At 61.5% G+C, this 19,923-nt stretch carries 17 protein-coding genes; 12 read left to right on the plus strand and 5 right to left on the minus strand.

Annotated features, from left to right (window positions below; all coding sequences use genetic code 11):
- Window positions 1-481: 481 nt before the first annotated feature.
- Entirely contained in the window at window positions 482-1,927 is a 1,446-nt protein-coding gene (dnaB, locus tag LKG04_RS03825) for a replicative DNA helicase (RefSeq protein WP_291760223.1), read from the plus strand.
- A 6-nt stretch (window positions 1,928-1,933) separates the two neighbouring features.
- Window positions 1,934-3,259 (plus strand): hypothetical protein, encoded by a 1,326-nt coding sequence (locus tag LKG04_RS03830; protein ID WP_291763287.1) that lies wholly within the window; start codon window positions 1,934-1,936, stop codon window positions 3,257-3,259.
- Window positions 3,260-3,570: 311 nt separating this feature from the next.
- On the opposite strand, the gene LKG04_RS03835 is transcribed toward LKG04_RS03830, so the two are convergent.
- Complete coding sequence (locus LKG04_RS03835; protein ID WP_291760218.1) at window positions 3,571-4,290, minus strand: MIP/aquaporin family protein; 720 nt, start codon at window positions 4,288-4,290, stop codon at window positions 3,571-3,573.
- Between the two features lie 195 nt (window positions 4,291-4,485).
- Here LKG04_RS03835 and LKG04_RS03840 point away from each other — a divergent pair, with 195 nt between their 5' ends.
- The 4 genes from LKG04_RS03840 (at window position 4,486) to LKG04_RS03855 (ending at window position 8,934) form a co-directional block, all read left to right on the plus strand.
- A complete protein-coding gene (locus tag LKG04_RS03840; RefSeq protein ID WP_291760291.1) occupies window positions 4,486-4,713 on the plus strand; it encodes a phasin family protein in 228 nt (75 codons plus the stop codon).
- Window positions 4,714-4,988: 275 nt separating this feature from the next.
- Entirely contained in the window at window positions 4,989-6,692 is a 1,704-nt protein-coding gene (locus LKG04_RS03845; protein WP_291760287.1) for an ABC1 kinase family protein, read from the plus strand.
- A gap of 177 nt (window positions 6,693-6,869) precedes the next feature.
- Entirely contained in the window at window positions 6,870-7,955 is a 1,086-nt protein-coding gene (locus tag LKG04_RS03850) for a glycerophosphodiester phosphodiesterase family protein (RefSeq protein WP_291760215.1), read from the plus strand.
- A gap of 172 nt (window positions 7,956-8,127) precedes the next feature.
- A complete protein-coding gene (locus LKG04_RS03855; protein ID WP_291760212.1) occupies window positions 8,128-8,934 on the plus strand; it encodes a nitroreductase family protein in 807 nt (268 codons plus the stop codon).
- Between the two features lie 254 nt (window positions 8,935-9,188).
- Here LKG04_RS03855 and upp read toward each other — a convergent pair whose 3' ends face one another.
- The 4 genes from upp to LKG04_RS03875 all read right to left on the minus strand — a co-directional run bounded on the left by upp (window position 9,189) and on the right by LKG04_RS03875 (window position 14,774).
- Window positions 9,189-9,827, minus strand: a complete 639-nt coding sequence (gene upp, locus LKG04_RS03860; RefSeq protein WP_291760210.1) for a uracil phosphoribosyltransferase — start codon at window positions 9,825-9,827, stop codon at window positions 9,189-9,191.
- A gap of 291 nt (window positions 9,828-10,118) precedes the next feature.
- A complete protein-coding gene (locus tag LKG04_RS03865; protein WP_291760208.1) occupies window positions 10,119-10,940 on the minus strand; it encodes a hypothetical protein in 822 nt (273 codons plus the stop codon).
- Window positions 10,930-12,288, minus strand: coding sequence for an NUDIX hydrolase (locus LKG04_RS03870; protein WP_363300795.1), 1,359 nt, complete (start codon window positions 12,286-12,288; stop codon window positions 10,930-10,932). The genes LKG04_RS03865 and LKG04_RS03870 overlap by 11 nt, the downstream gene beginning before the upstream one ends.
- Before the next feature lie 248 nt (window positions 12,289-12,536).
- On the minus strand, window positions 12,537-14,774 hold the full coding sequence (locus LKG04_RS03875) for an RNA degradosome polyphosphate kinase (protein WP_291760204.1): 2,238 nt from the start codon (window positions 14,772-14,774) through the stop codon (window positions 12,537-12,539).
- A 710-nt stretch (window positions 14,775-15,484) separates the two neighbouring features.
- On the opposite strand from LKG04_RS03875, the gene LKG04_RS03880 reads away from it, so the two are divergent.
- The 6 genes from LKG04_RS03880 (at window position 15,485) to LKG04_RS03905 (ending at window position 19,919) form a co-directional block, all read left to right on the plus strand.
- Complete coding sequence (locus tag LKG04_RS03880) at window positions 15,485-16,450, plus strand: hypothetical protein (RefSeq protein ID WP_291760202.1); 966 nt, start codon at window positions 15,485-15,487, stop codon at window positions 16,448-16,450.
- Window positions 16,447-17,454: a CpaF family protein gene (locus tag LKG04_RS03885; RefSeq protein WP_291760201.1), complete on the plus strand. Its 1,008-nt coding sequence runs from the start codon at window positions 16,447-16,449 to the stop codon at window positions 17,452-17,454. The genes LKG04_RS03880 and LKG04_RS03885 overlap by 4 nt, the downstream gene beginning before the upstream one ends.
- A gap of 77 nt (window positions 17,455-17,531) precedes the next feature.
- A complete protein-coding gene (locus LKG04_RS03890; RefSeq protein WP_291760200.1) occupies window positions 17,532-18,206 on the plus strand; it encodes a hypothetical protein in 675 nt (224 codons plus the stop codon).
- Between the two features lie 107 nt (window positions 18,207-18,313).
- Complete coding sequence (locus LKG04_RS03895) at window positions 18,314-18,871, plus strand: type II secretion system F family protein (RefSeq protein ID WP_291760198.1); 558 nt, start codon at window positions 18,314-18,316, stop codon at window positions 18,869-18,871.
- Window positions 18,872-19,173: 302 nt separating this feature from the next.
- A complete protein-coding gene (locus tag LKG04_RS03900) occupies window positions 19,174-19,461 on the plus strand; it encodes a DUF4244 domain-containing protein (protein WP_291760196.1) in 288 nt (95 codons plus the stop codon).
- 5 nt (window positions 19,462-19,466) lie between these two features.
- Window positions 19,467-19,919, plus strand: coding sequence for a TadE family type IV pilus minor pilin (locus LKG04_RS03905; RefSeq protein ID WP_434734888.1), 453 nt, complete (start codon window positions 19,467-19,469; stop codon window positions 19,917-19,919).
- The last annotated feature ends 4 nt before the right edge of the window (window positions 19,920-19,923 follow it).

Genomic DNA, 19,923 nt, shown 5'->3' on the forward strand with positions numbered 1-19,923 from the left:
AGCCGGTTTCCCATAGGCCGTCAGTGTCGGCGGCGCCAAGGAGAGAAGCCTGCCCATTGTACTTCAGGCAAGGCGAAGACAGGCACGATGAACGCCGACATGTCGCGACAAGTGTCTTAAGGCCGACCGATAGCGCGGCTGCGTGCGAATCGCCAATCTTCCATGGGCCATGGGACCGAGCTGCGAAACGACGCAACTCATATGCCTCACGATGCGGAGGGTGTCCAGCCGCCCCCCCTTCGACTCGCATATCATCGACGCCGTTCATATGCAAATCGACATCGGGCAGCCGCTCGGCTATCCCCACATTATGCACTGACTTATCCCCATCATGTGGATAAGTCAGTGCATTATCCCCTGTGACACGCCTGTAATGTGGATAACTCGATATTATTATCCACTGCGGCTGGCCCGTGCGTGTCGTGAGAATATCACTGCGAAAGATACGGAGCGCTCCGCCGGTCTCCCTATACTCGTGCGTATGGCAGAGGGAAATTCGTGGGACGAATCGCGTTCCGGCAGCGGACAAGGCACATATTCCGGCGGTGCGTCGTACGTTTCGGGCGCGACCGGGACAGCGGTGCGCGACGGGCTGTTCGACCGTGTGCCGCCGCATGACGATGACGCCGAAATGGCGGTGCTCGGCGGCATGCTGATGAGCAAGGACGCCATCGGCGAGGTCTCGCAGATGATCGGCGTCACCGACTTCTACCAGCCCAAGCATCAGACGATCTACGAATCCATCATCACACTCTTCTCCACGTCCCAGCCGGTGGATGTGGTGCTGGTCGCCAACGAGCTGCTCAAGGCAGGGGACCTCGAAAAGGTAGGTGGGACCGACTATCTGCACAGCTTGGTCGCTTCGGTGCCTACCGCCGCGAACGCCACGTTCTACGCCGAAATCGTGCATCAGCGCGCGATCCTGCGCAACGTGATCGCCGCCGGCACGAAAATCGCGCAGCTCGGCTATTCCGCCGAAGGCTCGCAGGCCGAGGATGTCGTCAATCTGGCACAGTCCGAAGTCTACGAGATGAGCGTGGGCAAAGTGCGGCAGGACTACTCGCCGATCGAATCGGTGGTGCATGACGCGCTCGACCAGCTCGACAAGCTGCAGAACCACGAGCTGGAACGGGGCGTGCCGACCGGCTTCCGCGACATCGACGACGTGACCCAGGGTCTGCAGCCCGGGCAAATGGTAGTGGTGGCAGGCCGCCCGGCCATGGGCAAATCCACGTTGGGCGTCGATTTCGCGCGTTCCGCCGCGCTGCATCACAATATGACCTCGGTCATATTTTCGTTGGAAATGAGCAAGGTGGAGCTGGCGCAGCGCATCATCTCGGCCGAGACGAACATCCCGCTTAACGCTTTGCGCCGCGCCGACGAAATCACGCCTGAGCGCTGGAATACGCTCAATACGTTCTGGGGCACGCTGCAGGAGTCGCCACTGTTCATTGACGACAGCCCGAATATGAGCCTGATGGAGATCCGCGCGAAATGCCGACGCCTCAAGCAGACCAACGACTTGAAACTCGTTGTGATCGATTATCTGCAGCTCATGAGCTCAGGCAAGCGCGTCGAAAGTCGCCAGCAGGAGGTCTCGGAATTCTCGCGTGCGTTGAAGCTCCTCGCCAAGGAGCTCGAGGTGCCGGTCGTGGCGCTCTCCCAGCTCAATCGTGGCCCAGAGATGCGCAATGACCGCAAACCTCAGCTTTCCGATCTGCGCGAATCCGGCTCGATCGAACAGGACGCCGACGTGGTGCTGCTCGTGCATCGGCCCGATGCCTACGATAAGGAGGATCGGCCCGGCGAAGCGGATATCATCATGGCGAAGCACCGCAACGGGCCGACTGACACCTTCCACTTGGCGTTCCTGGGCGCGACGTCGAAATTCAAAGACATGCCGCAGGACTACCAGCAGGGGGTGTGAGAATCGATGGAGGATTTCGAAGCTAACGGCGAGGCTGCAGACGCTGAAACTCCCAGTACGCCAGGCGTTGTCCTCAACAATGTCGTTTTGGGAAATGTGGGTTTAGAGATCGCCGATCTAGAACCTGCCAGTTTTTTTGCAGCTCCGACTGTGCAGGGAGCGTCTACCGAGCCAGCGCAGAACGCCCCGCAGCCGCAGACAGAGCCGCAATCGGCAGTGCGGACTCAGCCAAAGCCTGAACCCCAACGCGACCGAAAGACTGTGCAATCCACGCTGGCGCCCGGCACCCCGTGGTACTCTTTCGTGACTCCGGCATTGGGTAAGCTCATGCGTTTGGCCTCGCGCCTGTTTCGCTACGCCGAAGGCGGGTTTGCGGGGCAGGTTATCGGGCGTTTCGATCAGGGATTTCTGACGCGTACATTGGCTGAACTGCCATACGGCGTTGTGCTGGTTGCCGGCGCGCACGACACGGCGACGACAAGGCGCATGATCGTCTCGATGTTTGAAAACCTCGGCGTGCGCGTTTTCACGTCTACGGTTTCCGAGGATACCGCCAATGACGGGTTCGGCGCAGATCTGATGTCCGCTCTCCTGGGCAAGGTGAATCTCAAGGGCGGCCTCGCCGCGGATATCGCCGTTCTCGAACTGAATGGAATCAGCTCGAACACGGCTGGGATGGGCGAGGCGGGCACGGGCGAGACCAGCACGGTCGTATCGGGTGCCGATGGGGACAGTTGCGACGCTGTCGACACGAGTGAGCACTACGAGAACAATGACGCCGCTGATAAGACGTATCTGACGCACTTCTTGGAGCAAACCGCTCCGCGATATGCGTTGTTGCTCAACGCATCGCGCGAACAGCTCAGGCGGGCTGATGAGATCAGCGAAGGCGTAGGCAACGACGGAAACGAGGGAATCGACGGCGTCGTACAGCTGCTTGGCCGAGTGGCGCAGACGACGGGCGGCACCGTGGTGCTCAACCGCGAAGATGCCCGCATCGCGCACTTGGCGGCTCAAGTTCCACAGGACACGAAAACCACCTATTTTGGCTTGGTGAACAGCCTGCGGGTATCTGATGCCGGTTCCCTGCGTCTGAATCTGAGCCGTGAGGCCTTCGAATCTACAGCTCAGCCCGCGGATGTGGTGCTCAAGAACGTGGACGAAGGCAGAGCCGAATTTCTCCTTGACGGCCGGGCGGTCAGGGCCCAATTGCAGCATGGCGATGTTCACGAGCTGTTCGATGCTGCGGCTGCGCTCGCCGTGGTTCGTGCAGTGGCTGCCGACCAGTCGCTTGACGTCTATGATGAACGGCTGATGCAGGCGCTCGCATAGTCGTTGTACGTCGTGAACGCCATGCTCCCGGTCGCGTACCCATAGTGTCTTGGGTTGCGTCAATGAACAATCGCAGCCGTCGCAGGCACGGCACGCTCGGCTCTGTCGTGCCTGCGACGGCTGCGACTGAGAACTGTCATAAAAAGGACAGGGCCAGAATAGAGCCGTACGATGCGCTATCTCTTTTCGCAATAGAACGAGGGGCTGCTCGCACGATCCAAGGGTGTGAATCGGGCGAGCAGCCCCTCGCGAGCGTTGTGGCTCAATTACGGGCAATCAGCCAGCGGCCGAAAGCCGTCTGAGCTGCGCTCTCAGTCCTTTTTGCTGTTGAGATAGACCGGGGCGAGCACGAAACGGTGCACGAGTGCGCCCAGCGCTGCGCCGACCATCGGGGCCACGATGAAGAGCCAGACCTGCGCGAGCGCTTCGCCACCGGTGAACAGCGCCGGGGCGAAGGATCGGGCGGGGTTCACGCCGACGCCGGTGAAGGGCAGGCCGATGAGGATGAGCCCGGAAAGCGTCAGGCCGATGACGACGCCGGCGATCGAGGAAAACTCAGGCTTCGCAGTGACGCCGAGCACGACAAGCATAAAGAAGAACGTCAAGACGGTTTCGATCAGGAAAGCCGCGCCCATGCCGGTATTCAATGCCGAAAGGTCGCCGTAGCCGTTGGCCCCGAGTGACTTGTTGGAGCCGGTGAAGGCGATCAACAGACCGGAGCCGGCCAACGCGCCGAGCACCTGGGCGATGATGTAGCCGACGAAATCGGTGACGCCCATGCGGCCGTCGATCAGCATACCGAGGGTGAGCGCGGGGTTGAGCACGGCGCCGGAGACGTTGCCGATCGAATAGGCGGCGATGATGATCGAGATGCCGAAGGCCAAGGCGATGACCAGAGTGCTCAGTGCCAGCGGCGAGCCCTTGAGCCCGGTCGCGCCGGTGAGAGTAGTGGAGCCGGCGACTGCGCCGGTGCCGATGAGTACAAGAATTGCCGTGCCGATGAATTCGGCCACATATTTGCGTAGATTCATGGAATATATCCTTCTTCTTTTTGGGCTTCGCGGGTTGCTTTGCCCGCGGATCACATTGCCAGTCTACGGCATTATCGGCGTGATGCTAAGGCTTGCACAGGATTGATATGCTTGGAAAACGGTGAATTGAGAGACATGTCACAATAGGACGCGTGCTGTAGAGTGAAGATACATTGACCTTGAAGGAGGTATATGATGGCTAACTTTGATTTCGGTGACGGCTTGCGTAAGGTGTTTCTCGCAGGCGTGGGCGCACTGGCGACCACGGTCGAAAAGAGCCAGGAGATCATCGATGATCTGGTCAAAAAGGGCGAGATCACGGTGGAGCAGGGCAAAGCGTTGAACACTGAGCTGAAGCACAAGGCCAGCGAGGCCAAGAAAGAGGCCGAGGCCAAGGCCGATGCCGAAGAGTCGGACAAGTAGCGGCAGGTTTTGCATAGGTGGCCGTGCTGCCACTGTGCGCTGCGAATCCCGTCGACGAAAGCTCCTCGGTGGACCACCGCTGACGGATATCCTACGGTTTGCCCGGCGCGCGATAGCAGTTTGGCCGAAAAACGGCCGGCGGCAGGACGTTGCAGCCGACGCGAAGGGCAGATGAGGCATTGACTCAGCAAGGCGGGGAGACCGCCGCCGACCATTCCGGAGGCGGCAGCGACAGCGGTGACGCACGGCCGCCGCAGGCTTTGCCTTCGCACGGCCTGGAGGCGGCTGACTACGGCAATGCCGCTGGCAATTCACCAGACGATGATGTGGACACCATAGGCCTGTTCGGCCGTCGCAAAAATACCTTCTCCCAGCGCTATCATCTCACGCGACGCGGCAAAGTGAAGCGGCTCGGGCAGATTGCCGCCATTGCGCGCCAATTCGACGTGATGCACGGGCTGACGCCAGTCCGTTTGCGGCTCATGCTGGAGGCGCTGGGCCCAACCTTCGTCAAGGTCGGGCAGATGCTTTCGATGCGCTCTGAAATCCTGCCTCAGCCGTTCTGCGACGAATTGGCGAAACTGCGCGCCGACGCCGATCCGATGCCGTACCTCACCGTTTTGGAGACGCTGACGCGAGAATATGGTCGGCCGGTCGAAGAGATATTCGAGCATATCGATACCACACCGCTGGGGTCTGCCTCACTGGCCCAGGTCCACCGCGCCACGCTGATCGGCGGCAAGGACGTTGCCGTGAAGGTGCAGCGGCCGGGCGTGCGAGAGACGATGGCGCAAGACGTCTCCATCATGCGATCGATCGCCCGGCTGGCGACGCGGGTGGTGCCCAACGCGCAGGTCGTCGATTTGCGCGGTGTCGTCGAGGAGCTGTGGGACACTTTCGAATCCGAAACCGATTTCCTGCTCGAGGCCAGGAATCTCAGCGAATTCAATCGTTTTTGCACCCCGTACCGCTACATGGACTGCCCTAAGCCCTATATGGAACTGTGCACCGAGCATGTGGTCGTCATGGATTATGTGGAGGGCATCGCGCTCTCCCATCCCGCCCGGCTTGCCGAAGCGGGTTATGAGCTCAAGGAGATCGGCACCAAGCTCGTCGATAATTTCGCCGCGCAGATGCTTGACGAAGGCTTCTTCCACGCGGATCCGCATCCGGGCAATATCATCATTTCCGGCGGCAGCATCGTGCTCATCGACTTGGGCATGGTAGGCCGGCTCAATCAGAAGACCCGCATGGTGCTGCGCGATATGATCTTCGCCGTTGGCTCCCAAGATTCGCCGGCATTGGCTGATGGCCTGCTGCGCTTCGCGGGGGCGCAGGCCGACCCTGAGGACTATGCGGCGCTGCTGACCGACCTCGATATGATCATCAAGGAGTTCGGCACCGTCGATCTTGCCGAACTCGATATTGCCGAGTTCCTCACTGCGCTCACGATGATGGCCCAGCGGCACGGCATCGAACTGCCCAGCTCGATCACTACCGTGGGCCGTGCATTGGTCACGCTTGAGGGCATGCTCGACGAATTTATTCCAGATGTCAATATGATCCAGATCATCTCGAATCACATCGCATCCAAGAAGACCCTGACGGCCGTCGGCAAGAACGAACTCAAAACCCTCGGCATGGAAGGGCACCAGGCCCTGCACGGCATGCTCGGCACGCTGGCTGAGAGCAAGGTCGCGATGCATATGCTCACACGCGGCCAGCTGCGGGTCAACATGCAGCTCGTTGGTTCTCAGGAGCCCTTCGCCATGCTCTCGGATATGGCGAACCGCCTGACGATGGCGCTGATCGTGGTCGGTCTGTTCGTCGGTTCCTCGATCGTCTATTTCGCCGGCATGAAACCCATCGTTTTCGGCATACCCTTGGTCGGCTTCATGGGCTACGTGGTCGCCTTCGTTCTCTCCGCCTGGATCGTTTTCGACATCTATTTCAAAGGCCGCAAGAAAAAGAAGCGGTAATGGATGCGGGATAGGGCCGATCTTTCAATCCTACTGATAAATAATCGGGCGACGGCACGCCTATGGCTCATGGTTGTGGAATGCTTGACTGTGAGAAGATAGTGGCGAACGGCAGTGGTGAGGTTTGTGAACGAGCGGTTGCGCGGTGTCTGGCGCAATGTGACGAAAGGAATGGCTATGGCTTTCAATGGATTCCTCAAACGTATGCTGGCGGGCGGCGCTATTGCTGCCGGAGCGGCGGGATGGGCTGTGGCTCCTCGCAGTTCAAGCGAACGCAGAAGCCTCGGGGTTCCAGCTGTTCCGGATGTGCTGTATGCCCATCGCGGGCTGCACGATGCGGGATCCGGGCTCACTGAGCAGTATGCGGCGCACAGCGGGGAGTATGTGGCGCTCGCTAGGCGCATGGCGCTCACATCGGGCTATGGCACCGCCGATTTCTCTGGCCCCATCGCGCCCGAGAACTCGATGGCCGCATTTGCCGCGGCGTGCGAGGCCGGGTACGGCATTGAGCTTGACATTCAGCTTACGGCGGATGATCAGGTCGTTGTCGTGCATGATCCGAACCTGAGACGTGTTGCAGGCGATCCTCGGCGCATCGCGGATCTGACCTACGCACAGCTCTCGCGCATTGCGCTCTTCCCTGCTCCCGCGAAGCCTGGGGATGCGGAGGCCATCGCGCCGCCGAACTTCGATCCGCAGACCGATGATGAGCTCGGCACGGGAGCAGACGAGACTTCCATGCAGGATGCGCCCGATGTTCAATCCGCGCCGCAGGGCTATTACCAGCATGTCCCGCTGTTCGCCGATGTGCTCGACCTCGTCGACGGCCGCGTGCCGCTGATCGTGGAGTTCAAATTCGACGACAAGCCATGGGACAAGCGCTGCGGGGAGCTCATGGAGAAGGGCGACGAGCTGCTTCGCGCCTATGACGGCCGATATGTGGTCGAGTCGTTCCAGCCGCAATCCATGGGCTGGTATAAGAAGAACCGGCCGGAAGTCTGCCGTGGGCAGCTCGCCTACCAAGCTGATTTCGACAGGTCCGCGCTGCGGCAATGGGCTGCGGGCAGGCTGCTGGGCGATTGGGTGTCGCGGCCCGACTTCATCGCCTACGACTGGGTGAACGGCGGCAGTCCCCAAGTTCGTGCCGCGCGTGCCCTGGGTGCGACCGCCGTGGCCTGGACCGTGCGCAGCCAGGTCGAACTCGGGCAGAGTGAGGCGTGGTTCAGCCGGTACATCTTCGAATCTTTCGTGCCTCGTCAGTGATCTCGCCCGGCGTTGCCGTGTTCTCCGGTACGCGCATGCGGCTCGTAGACGCGTGGAAGGCGTGGATGCGCGCTGAGATGCCACGGCAGCCGCTCATACGTCGGCGCTCCTGTCTGCACAGGCGCAGCTGTATGGAGCGCAGCGGATAATGGCATCATGGTAAGGAGCGTCAATGACTGATACGACAAGCGCTGTTGCAACGGGTGAAGGGCATAAGACGCCTGAAACCGTCGAGATTCTGCGCAATCGCAGAACCATTCGCAAATTCGTCGACAAACCGATCGATCCCGATGTCGTTGACGCCATCGAACAGGCGGCCAGGCAGACGGCGACCAGCGAATCATTGAGTGCCTGGTCGGTGTTGCGCATCAAAGACACATCGATTCGGGCGGGTATCGCGCGCATCTGCGGCTTCGAACGCATCGCCCACGCGCCGCTGCTGTATGTGTTCCTCATCGATCAACACCGCAATCTGCGCATCGCGCAGGAGTTGGGCGTGGATGTCGAAGGCGCGAGCTTGCGGTCGGCGAACCTCTTTTTCCAAGGTTATGCCGACGCCGTGCTGGCGGTGCATGCCACCGAGACGGCCGCAGAAGCATACGGCCTGGGAGCGGTGATCCTCGGATCCATTCATAACGACATCCCGCGCATTATCGAGCTGCTCCACTTGCCGAAGCACGTGTTCCCCGTGCTGGGCCTAGGGCTCGGCTATCCGGCGAAAACGCCCGAGCTCAAGCCGCGCCCGCCGAAGGAACGCCAGTATTTCGATGACGTATACCCCGGCGACGAGCAGACGCCGAGCATGGTTGAGGCGCTTTCGCAGTATGACAGGGAAGTCCACGACTACTACGAACGGCGCAACCCGAACAACCCTTTGCCGGGTTTCACCAGTTATGTCGCGGCGCTGGCGCAGTCCCCATTCGCCGATAAGGGCAATATCTTCCAGATGATCGAGGATCAGGGCTTCAAGGTCGGCTAACCGTCGGCTAACCGTGTACCGTTAGCCGAAACGGGCAGCTACGAAGGAGTGGCTCTGCCGAGGTTACGACAGATGTCGGCGCAGTATGTTTTGTTTCTGCCGCTACCGAACGCTCACTGTCATAAACCACGCACACTGCGCAATCCATCCCTGACGTTTATGCATTAAAAGCATGCTGCCCTTGAGATCTGGTCGGATTTCAAGGGCAGCATTGGATTCGGACGAATCCGGTTGACCGCTCGTCGTTCAGCGGTTCAGTCGATCAGGCCATACAGGCGGTCGCCCGCATCGCCCAAGCCCGGCACAATATAGGCCTGATCGTTGAGTTTCTCATCGACCGCGCAGACGACGACCTTGAAGTCGATGCTCGGGTCGAGCGTCTCCTCGAGCTTCTTGAGGCCTTCAGGCGCGGCGATGATGTTGATCGCGGTGATGTCCTTCGCGCCACGTTCGGCCAAGTATTGCGTGGCGGCGACGAGCGTGCCGCCGGTCGCGAGCATCGGGTCGAGCAGGAAGCACTGGCGGCCCGTGAGATCCTCGGGCAGGCGGTTCGCGTAGGTGATGATATCAAGCGTGCTCTCGTCGCGCTTCATGCCGAGGAAGCCTACTTCGGCGGTCGGCAGGAGCTTGGTCATGCCGTCGAGCATGCCCAAGCCTGCGCGCAGCACGGGCACCACCATCGGGCGCGGCGCAGCGAGATGCTTGCCGACCATCGAGGCGATCGGAGTTTCGATTTCGTGGTCGACGACGGCAAGATTGCGGGTGGCTTCATAGGCTTCGAGGGTGACGAGCTCGGAGATGAGCTCGCGGAAAGTATTGGAGGGAGTGTTCTTGTCCCGCAGCACGGTCATCTTGTGATCGACGAGGGGGTGATTCAAAACATGAAGTTGCATACCTCTAAGAATAGCCCTCCGAAAGCACGCTGACGACAAGCCCCGTGTTTCCGAGGTGTTGGCATAGGTGACGATTGCCCGGGATGAGGCAAGGGCGAAAGGCCCGGCTGTCGGCAAGGAAAGCAATGAAAACGCTGGACCGCGAAAGCGCCTGTCGGCGCAAACGCCGCTCTCGGCGGCAACAAATGGAGCCCGGGGCTTAAGCGCGATCCAGCGCGAGTACCCAGTATAACCCGCTCATTGCGACGTCGCAAAGATTACGCGGTAAAGGAATTGGTCTGCATGAGGCCGCTATTCCAACCTGCCTTGGCGCCACAGGCTCGCCCCGTGCAGGAAATCGCGCGACGTGACGGTGAGATTGCCGGCGGTGTGCATGAGCCGCGCGGCGGCGGTCTGCGGGTCGCGGGCCGACTGACGCCCTGAGGAAGCAGCGAGCTTCGCCGTATCGGAGTCTGCGGTCGGACTGGTTTCTGAAGGCATGACGGTCCCGGCTGTGGACGATGATGCCGTTGACGAGTCGTTGCGATGCGCGACGTGCTGCGCCTCAAGGCGCAAGCCCGTGGCGGCCACATCAGTGAAAGCGGCTGCGCGTTCGAGCGCTACGGCGAAATCGCCGGTGAAGGCGCCTGAAAGGATCGAGTCGGCGATGCGCGCGATGTCCTCGGCGTCCGGCGCCTGGTCTACACCAGCTACGGCTGAAGCCGATGTCGCCACCGGCTCGCCGATGCGCCACAGCTGCGAAACCGACTCCCGGTGACGGTTCATCCAAGTGCGCAGCAAATACAGCCGCCAGAGCATGCCCGGCAAGGAATCGGGCTGGGCATGGCTCCAGAGTCCTGCGATAATATCGACGCCTTCAGCGTCCACAAGACCGAGCACGCGTTGCACGATCTGCGGATCTTCGCTATGATGCACGCGGTCAAGGAGCGCCGCGGCCGAGACATGGCTCATTTCGTCGATTTCCTGCGGATCGGTGCCGCCGGAAAGCCCTTCGACGATCCCCGGGTCGATCTGGGCCGGGCGCGCCGGGCGTGCCGACCCGGTGCCGGAAGCGACGAAGCCTTCGCGGCTGGGGCGAATGGAATCGGAGCCGTAATGGGAATTAGTAGACAAGTGGTGCCATCCTCTGGATGTCGATGATGCGCGGCCCGTCGGCCGTCTCAACTATGAACAGTGCCACCGCATTGCCGGTCGGCATATATGGCGACGAGGCGATCAGCTGCTTGGACAGCGATTGCGAGGCGCACATGGCGCGCAAATGATCGAAAACGCCGCCGATGACTGGCCGGTGCATGCATATGGCCGTGGCCAGCTGGAGTGCTGCGTTGGGAGATGCTGCAGTAGAGGATATTGTAGCGCAGGACGTTGCGTCGCCTAGGCGGATGGCTGAATCTGCAGCAGTGATTTGGGACGTGATGAGTTGTTGTGCCGAAGCAGACGGCTGTGGTGGCTGTGGCCGCGGTGTTGCCTGTGGCTGTGCTGCACGATGCCGTGCCGTAACGAACTGCGCCCCGTATGCTCCCGAAAGCAGCCGGTTGATCTCTGCGTCAATGCGCTCGCAAGCGGCCTGCGGATTCTCGGCGAAAGCGTCTTCAGTCAGCTCGTCCGCTGTCATCATAGGCAGCCCTGTCTGCCAGGAGAAGACCTCGATGGTTTCCAAGCACCGCACCCACGGCGAGGTGACCAGCCGCATGGGCGCATAGCAGGCGAGCTCCCGGTTGAGCGCATATGCGGCGGCGGCCCCTTTCGGCGTGATCGGGCGTTCGGCGTCGCTGCCTTTCCACTGCTTGCGCGCTTCGGCCCTGCCATGGCGGACGATGAGCAGCGCCCGGCTTCGCAGCGCGCCCTCTTCGGCGCGATCGACGAACAGATCGAGCATATCGCGGTCCTGCGCATGCGAGAGCAGGCGGCGGGCGCGTTGCACGCCGACCCAGGCGGTGCTGTCTATCTCGCCCGCATCGGCCGGGGCCACAGGGCCGAGCGCCGCCGAGCGCATCATGGTCGTCTCTTCGCCGATCGGCTGGGCCATCCAGTAGACGACGTGTTTGGTGCTGCCGTTTTTCGCCTTGGCCCGCTTGCCTTTGTCTCCCTCGGCGTTGAGCGGGTACTCGATTTCGCCGAGCCGTGGCCCCAACGCCACGGCCACGCCTGTTTCTTCGCCCATTTCGCGCACGGCGGCATGACGATGCGATTCATTGGGCTCCAGTTTGCCCTTGGGCCAGCTCCAGTCATCGTATTTCGGCCGATGCACCACGCACAGCTCGATATCGTCAAGCGGCGATCGTGGCTTGCTGCCATGCCGAGACAGGATCTCCTCAGGGGATTGTGATGGCGGCTGCATCTTTGGGCCTTCGGATTTAGTGTTCCGAGCCTTGTCGTCGTAGGTTTCGGCGCTGGTTTCGGAACTGTGCCGCCGCCGGTAGATGATGCCGCCCGCGGCCTCTACGGTCTGTCTGGCCATGACCCATCCCTTCTGTATGCATGCGCTCGATTTCCCTGTGGCCGTCTCATAACGGCTGCATTCACAAACGACCACGGCATGAACAACTGTGCCTTGAACAACTGTGCCATACTACGACGTTTCTCGATGACTATGACCATCTTGCCTATGACGCCGATGCGCCGACACCCGAACGGTTTCGGATATCGGCGCATCAATGTCATACAAATCAGTGCATGCATAAGTGGCAATACAAGAGCAGCGAGCCCTCAGCTCACCGTGTGAGGGTGGCGCTGGTGGGTTCTGATCAGGTATTCCTGGCAGTCGACGAGCGGACGATTCTCCTCATCGTGCGCATGCCGGATGTACTTGCCGTCTGCCTGCATATGCCACGAAATCGTGGAATCGGCCATCTGCAGATCGATGTAGCGGATGAGCTCCTCGACCTGGTCAGGGTCGCTGATGCGCACCAGCGCCTCGACCCGGCGATCGAGATTGCGGTGCATGAGGTCAGCGGAGCCGATCCATACCTCTGGACCGGCCGCAGGGCCTTCGCCGATCTGTGGTCCGTCCGTGTTGGCGAAAGCATAGATGCGGCTGTGCTCGAGGAAACGGCCGAGGATGGAGCGCACCCGAATGGTATCGCTCAAACCCGGGACTCCGGGCTTCAACGCGCACATGCCGCGTTCGACGATATCGATGTTCACGCCCGCCTGACTCGCCCGGTAGAGCGCGTCGATGGTCTTCTCGTCCACGACGGAATTGACCTTGATCTTGATCCATGCCTCCTTGCCTGCGCGCGCGGCGTCCTCCTCGCGGCGAATGCGTTGGATCAGCCCGGTGCGCACGGTGCGCGGGGCGACGAGCAGCCGGTGGAAGCTCGATTTCGGCGCGTAGCCGGAAAGCTGGTTGAACAGGCGGGTGAGATCCTGCCCCACCACCGGATCGCAGGTCAGCAGGCCAAGATCTGTGTAAATGCGCGCGGTCTTGGGGTTGTAATTGCCGGTTCCTACGTGGCAATAGCGTTTGAGGCCGTCGGTCTCCTGACGCACCACGAGCGAGAGCTTGCAGTGGGTTTTGAGTCCTACGATGCCGTAAACCACATGCACGCCGGCGCGCTCGAGCTTGCGCGCCCATGCGATGTTGGCGTCTTCGTCGAAGCGGGCCTTGATCTCCACCAGCGCCAGCACCTGCTTGCCCGCATGGGCCGCATCGACCAGCGCGTCGATGATCGGCGAGTTGCTCGACGTGCGGTACAGCGTCTGTTTGATGGCCAGCACTTTCGGGTCGGCGGCCGCCTGAACGAGGAATGCCTGCACTGAGGTCGAGAAAGAATCGTAGGGATGATGCAGCAGAATGTCATGGCTGCGAATGGCTGCGAATATATCCGGCGCGCGGCTCGATTCGACCTCGGCGAGCTGCCGGTTGGTGATCGGGATGAAGGGACGGAACTTCAGATCAGGCCGGTCAAGGCTCTGCAATTCGAACAGCACCGTCATGTCGAGGGGCGCGGGCAGTCGGTATACTTCGTCATCGCTCACACGCAGCTGGCTGGCTAGCAGCTGGGACAGGAACGGGCTGGTCGTGTCGGAGATCTCAAGCCGGATCGGCGGGCCGAAGCGGCGGCGCAGCAGCTCTTTCTCCATTGCATTGAGCAGGTTTTCGGCATCGTCCTCCTCGACGTCGATATCCTCGTTGCGCGTGACGCGGAACGAGCGCGCCTCCTTGATGATCATGCCGGGGAACAGCGATTCGAGATGCGCGATGATGAGATTCTCCATCGTGATGAACCCGAAGCGTTCCTCGCGGCTTTCCTCGTCGGTCAAGTCGTCGACAGGCAGCAAACGGTTGAGGTTGCCGGGGATCTTGACGCGAGCGAAATGCGATTTGCCCGAGGAAGGATTTTCGACCAGGACAGCAAGGTTGAGCGAGCCGCCGGAGATGTAAGGGAAGGGGTGCGCAGGATCGACCGCCAGCGGCGTCAGTACCGGGAACACCTGTTGACGGTAATAGCGTGACAGCCGCTCCTGTTCGGCAGTGCTCAGCCTGTCCCAGCTGAGCAGCACGATATGCTCCCGCTCCAACGCCGGCAGGATCCCGTCGATCACCGTGCGGGCGTGTTCTTGCTGCAGTTGATGTGCCGCCTCGCTGATCGCGCGCAGTTGCTGGCGCGGACTCAGCCCCGACGCCGCGGTGACGGCGATGCCCGAATCGATGCGGCGCTTGAGACCGGCCACGCGCACCATGAAGAACTCGTCGAGGTTTGAAGCGAAAATGGCGGCGAAATTGGCGCGTTCGAGCACGGGCTGGTCTTCGTCCTGCGCCAGTTCGAGCACGCGCTTGTTGAACTTGAGCCAGCTCAGCTCCCTGTCGAAGAAGCGATCGGGGGGCAGCGGCTTATCGCCCGACTGCTCGTCGCGCTTGTCGATTTTGTCGGTTTCGGCGATATGCTCGGCGATCTGACTGCGCAGCAGTGCCTTGGAGGGTGCGTCAAAAATCTGTGCCATGCTCCTACTGTAGGCGGGGACACGGTCCTTGGCATAGAGACGCGCCAGAATTCGTGCCGTGTTCACAAAGAATTACGGTGCCGATCCGGTCTGAGCGTTTGATAAGGCCTGCGTGAGGCCTATGGCGGTGCCTGCGGCGGGATTTGCGGTGCGGCGGGGCCAGGTTGCGTCGCGGGTTTTGGCCCTGCCATGGCTGCAACCGGCCAATGAGGCATCGGCGGAAAGCACGCGCAAGATGCCAAGGATACGCCGACAGCGCACGGCGGCATGTCGCAAGCACACAGAAATGAACATTCCGAGTGGCGTTTGCTACAGTTTGCACCATGCGTCGTTCGTTCTTCGACGAGAACGAACACTTTGGAAAATAAGCGCACAAAGGCAGGATTCCGGCTTGCATTGCATGGGGAAACTGGCATAATAATAGGTACAAGGAAAACTGAAGAGCAGAAGCCCACAAAAAGTTTATGGCCACGATGGCTGTTACGTTGAACGGGCAATGGAAAGACTTACCGTTACGACGATGAAGTTGTGCAGAGATTCTGTTTTAGGTTCGACTTGTAGAGGAGACCCGCTTCGGCGGGTCTCCTTTTTTGCAAGTGTTTGGCGTGTGATCCTTCGCGACTCGGCCAAAATGTGGATAACTCGAAGCCTTCGACCACATAGGCCTGTACGGCTTGCGCGCAGAGCGGCGCAGACGATTCAATCGAATTATGGATACTACGAGGCAAATTACGAGGCAAGGCGCGGCAGCGCCACAGCGTTTTTACACGGCGCACGCGCAGAGCCCGCCGAACACGGCTTTCGGCACTGATTCCCAAGGCGCGGGGGCGAACTATAGGCCAGCTGGGCAACGGGGCAGACCGCGGCATCAGACGGTATTGCCTCCTGCTGGCAAGGCGCCCGAACAGCACAACCACAATGTGGTTGTGCTGACATCGCCGAGCGGGGGCATCGGGCTGAGTGTATTCGGCGCGATGTTGGCCTGGGAACTGCGGCTGCGTGGAATGGCCAGTGTTATGGTCGATGCCGATTTTCGCGCCGGCGGGCTGGATGTGCTGCTCGGCATCGAGGGCGAGGAAGGATCGCGCTTCGGAGCTGTAGATGCCCCTCTGGGCGTTGTCGACGGCGAATCGCTCAACCGCGACCTGCCTCGATGGGAGGATGTCGGCGTGCTGGCCTTCGATCCGTGGAACAGCAGTGCGCCTGAGTGGTGGGAGACGCAGGCGGCCATCCGAGCGCTCGCCGAAGTCAATGATGTGGTTGTGGTCGATGCCGCCGACGGGGCGGTTCTGGACGTGGTGCCCTCGTTGGCCCGGTCGCATCATGTTATGGCGATCGAGCTTTCGGTGCTGGGCTTGGCCCGGGCGAAGGCGCATATGGCGAGAATCGAAGCGCTCGACACCGGTGGCCGCAATGCTGTAGTTCGCAAAGATTCGCTGCTGGTCGTCGGCATGCAGCCGCATGATCTGCGCGGTGGCGTGGGGAGCCTGAGCGTGCACGAAGCCGCAGAGTATCTGTCGTGCGAGGTCATCGGCCCGATCCGCTCCTCCAAACGATTGCAACGCAGCCTGCTTGACGGAGCCGGCATCCGGCGCCTCGGGATGGGAAGCGCAGGCAGCGTGCGTCTTCTGGCGGAGCGGATCAAGGCCTCGTTGGCCAAAGGCGGTCAACTATGACTGACGAACTGATGCTCGGCCCGTTGCAAGACATGGCATGCGATCCAGCTCTCACCGACCTCGCAGTGACCGGCGACGGCCGGGTATGGGCTGATTACGGCGACGGCATGGTCGAGGCGCATCCCAGCATCCCGTTTCGTTCGCCCGACGTGATCCGCGAATACGCGGTCCGGCTGTGTGCGCAGCTCGGGTGCCGGCTTGATGACGCCTGTCCGATAGGCGATGCGTCGGGAGCCAGCGGGATTCGCGTCCACGCTGTAATAGCGCCCATCGTGACGGCAGGGGCAGCGATATCCATTCGTCTGCCCAAGCGCGGCCACGACGATTTGCGTGCATTGCGCAGCCAAGGTCTCTTTCCCAAACCATGGCTGGCAATGCTCCTTGCCTTGGTGCGCGCCCATGCCAGCATCCTCATCACCGGCGGCACTGGCGCGGGCAAAACCACACTGCTCAAGGCACTGTTGGAAACCTGCGATCCGGCCGAACGCATAGTCAGCGTCGAAGAGGTGCGTGAGCTCGGCAGCATACGGCGCGATAACCATGTCTCGCTGCTGAGCAGGGCGGCGAATGTCGAAGGTGCCGGCGCCATAGGGCTCGGTGAACTGGTCAAGGCCACGTTGCGCATGCGGCCGGATCGCGTGATCCTCGGGGAATGCCGAGGAGAGGAGATTGCCGATCTGCTGCGCGCCTTCAATTCGGGGCATCGCGGCGGCATGGCGACACTGCACGCCGACAGCGTTGAACGAGTGCCTGCGCGCTTGACCTCGTTGGGGCTGCTCGCCGGATTGAGTCCGCAGACCTTGGCTATGCTCGCCGAAAACGCTTTCGACGTCGTCGTGCATGTGCAGCGTGCACGACGGGGACGCTGCATCTCGCAAATCGGCGATTTTCGGGTCGAATTCGGGGTCTTGACCACACGTGAGCTCGCCCGGTGGGACGGCAGAGGGCCGCCGATCCACACGGAACAGTGGCGGGAATTCGCACGGCGATGGATGCAGGATTGACCGTGTCAATATCGTTGTGCCGGCGGTGCCGCGCCGGTTTCATGCGTTGTTTTGGCAGACAAAGGACTGGTGCGCGTATGCAATGGCTGACAGGAACGACGGCGCTATGCGCCGCGCTGGCCTCGTTCGCATGGGCGGCAACATGGCACGCGTGGCGTGCGCAGCGGCGTCTTCGAGCGATAGCCGCTGTGCGCGCAACGGCGTATGCCCGCATCGGCATCGCGGCGACGCTCGCCGCCCTGAAAGCTCGCGTGCGCTCGGGGGCTTCGCTGCGCCAGGCTTTCGCCGCAGCAATTCCCAGCGACCATGGTATGCGGATTTTTGGGCGGTCTGCAGGGGACTATGAACGATTGCGCATGATGCTGCGCGCGCGGGCTTTGGAGCAGGAGACGCAAGACCAGATCGACTGCGTCGCCGCCGAGCTGAATCTGGCGTATCGGCTGAGCGAACGCCTGGGGTGCGAAGCCCGGCGATGCCTTGACGCGGTCGTGGCGTCGCACCGCCGTTCGCAAATGCTGCACGGTCTCGCCCGCGGCGCCTTTGCCATGCCCGAGGCCACCATCAGGCTTCTCTCAGCGCTTCCGTTCGGCACGTTGATGCTCGGAGAGCTGCTGGGAGCCAGGCCCTTGGTCTTTCTGCTTGGATCGGCGACAGGATGGGCTTGTCTGTCGGCCGGCGCCGCAGCCTACGCCATAGGGATTGTCTGGGTGCATGCGATGCTGCGTTCCCTGCACCACGTTGCGCCGGAATAAGATCTTCTATCGCGCCGACTCGCAGCGGCATGCCCTGTGCTATGCGCGTCGATAGGCGCGTCGGGAACGGCTGATCGCATCAATCGATATACATTCAAGGAGACGCCATGGGTTATGCGTTCTTGGCTGGCATATGCGCCTTTCTGAGCTGTTTGCTGGCGTGCCGCCGGCCGAAGCGCGGCCTGCTTGATGCGCCTGTCGGCGGCAAAAGCATCCGGCGCCCCGTGCCTTCCAACACCTTGGTGCTGGCGATGCTCGCCGTGGCTGTGCGGCAGGGTTCCTCGCTCCCTCGGGCGCTTCAGGCAGTGGGGGATACCGTCAGCGGAGGTTTCGGCGTTGCGCTGCTGTCCGTCGCTGATGCGCTCAACGCCGGGCGTGGGTGGCGAGATGCCTGGAACAATGCGCTCCGGGCGCAGAAGCATACGCAGCATGCGCAAACGATGCAAACCCTGCATGATGCGTTGAGCGAGGCGTGGGTGCATGGCTCATCGCCTGTGGGGCCATTGGAAACCGCAATCGAACAGGAGGACGAAGCGCAACGTGCGGCCATCGAACAAGGTGCTTCCCGACTGTCGGTGCGTCTGCTCATCCCTACTGGCCTGTGCTTCCTCCCATCATTCATCCTCATAGGGGTGGTACCGGCCATCGCTTCTTTCGCGGCATAGGGTCAGGTGGTCTGTCGCTATGCGACGATGCGGTTGTCAAGAAGCCGAGCCGTCGACCGAAGCAGCGGTTCAGATGCGTGGTTCCAGATGGGCGTCGATGGGGGCCGGCTCATGGGGCTGCAACCCGGCACGGTGGATGACGCTTTTCGAATATGTGGATGCAGCGGCACCGACACGCCGAGGTTGTGGACAACCAGGACCCTTTGACCACATGACCCGGAATCGGGCGCATCCGCGACGCCTTTCAGCCACACTGGGAATGCCGGCGAAGCGACCGGACAATTCCGAGGAAAGGAACGATCATGAATACGGAAATTCCCATCACCAGTGATGGCCAGGCGGGTGTCTTCCAGTATGCCAGAGACCAGATGGCAGGTCTGCTGCGCCGCGCCAGGCGCGAAGCGGTGCTCTTCGACGCCAATGTCAGGACTCTGGCCGGCGAAGCGGACGAAGGCGCGGCGACAGCTGAGTATGCGGTCGTGCTGGTCGCCGCCACTGGCTTCGCGGCCGTGCTGGTGGCGCTGCTCAAATCGGATGCCATCAGGACTCTGCTCAGCAATCTGGTGAAAAAAGCGCTGAATGTGGGGTGATCGCCATGGCGAGCCGACTTGCTGTATGTCGATTCGTGGCGCAGCGGCGTGCGGCAGCATGGTGGCAAACGCTGGGCCGCAGACGGGATTCGGCCTTGCGGTCATTGCTCGAGCATGCGCCAGCCGGCGATGACCAAGGCGCTGTCACTGCTGAATTCGCGATGGTGCTCCCAGCGGTGATCGTCATGGCGGCGCTGCTGATGTCGCTCACCAGGGCCGTGACGGTGAGCATGGACTGCCAGGATGCGGCTGCGGCAGCAGCCAGGCAGCTCGTGATCACCGCGGGCGAGGCAGACGCGAATGCCGTCGCCAGGTCTGTGGCGGGCGCGGGCGCTGTAGCAAGAGTCTCGCACGGCGAAGGAGCGTTCACTGTGAACGTCCAATGCCCGGTTTTGCCGGGGCCATTGAACATATTGCCGACGCGGGTGCATGCGTCCGCAACTGGGATCGAACAGTGACTTA

The sequence above is a fragment of the Bifidobacterium sp. genome (assembly GCF_022640935.1).
Taxonomy (GTDB): Bacteria; Actinomycetota; Actinomycetes; order Actinomycetales; family Bifidobacteriaceae; genus Bifidobacterium.

Excerpts from the sequence above, each read along its gene's own strand:
- dnaB (WP_291760223.1), top strand. The coding sequence starts at position 482 with ATGGCAGAGGGAAATTCGTGGGACGAATCGCGTTCCGGCAGCGGACAA.
- LKG04_RS03830 (WP_291763287.1), top strand. The coding sequence starts at position 1,934 with ATGGAGGATTTCGAAGCTAACGGCGAGGCTGCAGACGCTGAAACTCCC.
- LKG04_RS03835 (WP_291760218.1), bottom strand. The coding sequence starts at position 4,290 with ATGAATCTACGCAAATATGTGGCCGAATTCATCGGCACGGCAATTCTT.
- LKG04_RS03840 (WP_291760291.1), top strand. The coding sequence starts at position 4,486 with ATGGCTAACTTTGATTTCGGTGACGGCTTGCGTAAGGTGTTTCTCGCA.
- LKG04_RS03850 (WP_291760215.1), top strand. The coding sequence starts at position 6,870 with ATGGCTTTCAATGGATTCCTCAAACGTATGCTGGCGGGCGGCGCTATT.
- LKG04_RS03855 (WP_291760212.1), top strand. The coding sequence starts at position 8,128 with ATGACTGATACGACAAGCGCTGTTGCAACGGGTGAAGGGCATAAGACG.
- upp (WP_291760210.1), bottom strand. The coding sequence starts at position 9,827 with ATGCAACTTCATGTTTTGAATCACCCCCTCGTCGATCACAAGATGACC.
- LKG04_RS03870 (WP_363300795.1), bottom strand. The coding sequence starts at position 12,288 with ATGGCCAGACAGACCGTAGAGGCCGCGGGCGGCATCATCTACCGGCGG.
- LKG04_RS03875 (WP_291760204.1), bottom strand. The coding sequence starts at position 14,774 with ATGGCACAGATTTTTGACGCACCCTCCAAGGCACTGCTGCGCAGTCAG.
- LKG04_RS03880 (WP_291760202.1), top strand. The coding sequence starts at position 15,485 with ATGGATACTACGAGGCAAATTACGAGGCAAGGCGCGGCAGCGCCACAG.
- LKG04_RS03885 (WP_291760201.1), top strand. The coding sequence starts at position 16,447 with ATGACTGACGAACTGATGCTCGGCCCGTTGCAAGACATGGCATGCGAT.
- LKG04_RS03890 (WP_291760200.1), top strand. The coding sequence starts at position 17,532 with ATGCAATGGCTGACAGGAACGACGGCGCTATGCGCCGCGCTGGCCTCG.
- LKG04_RS03895 (WP_291760198.1), top strand. The coding sequence starts at position 18,314 with ATGGGTTATGCGTTCTTGGCTGGCATATGCGCCTTTCTGAGCTGTTTG.
- LKG04_RS03900 (WP_291760196.1), top strand. The coding sequence starts at position 19,174 with ATGAATACGGAAATTCCCATCACCAGTGATGGCCAGGCGGGTGTCTTC.
- LKG04_RS03905 (WP_434734888.1), top strand. The coding sequence starts at position 19,467 with ATGGCGAGCCGACTTGCTGTATGTCGATTCGTGGCGCAGCGGCGTGCG.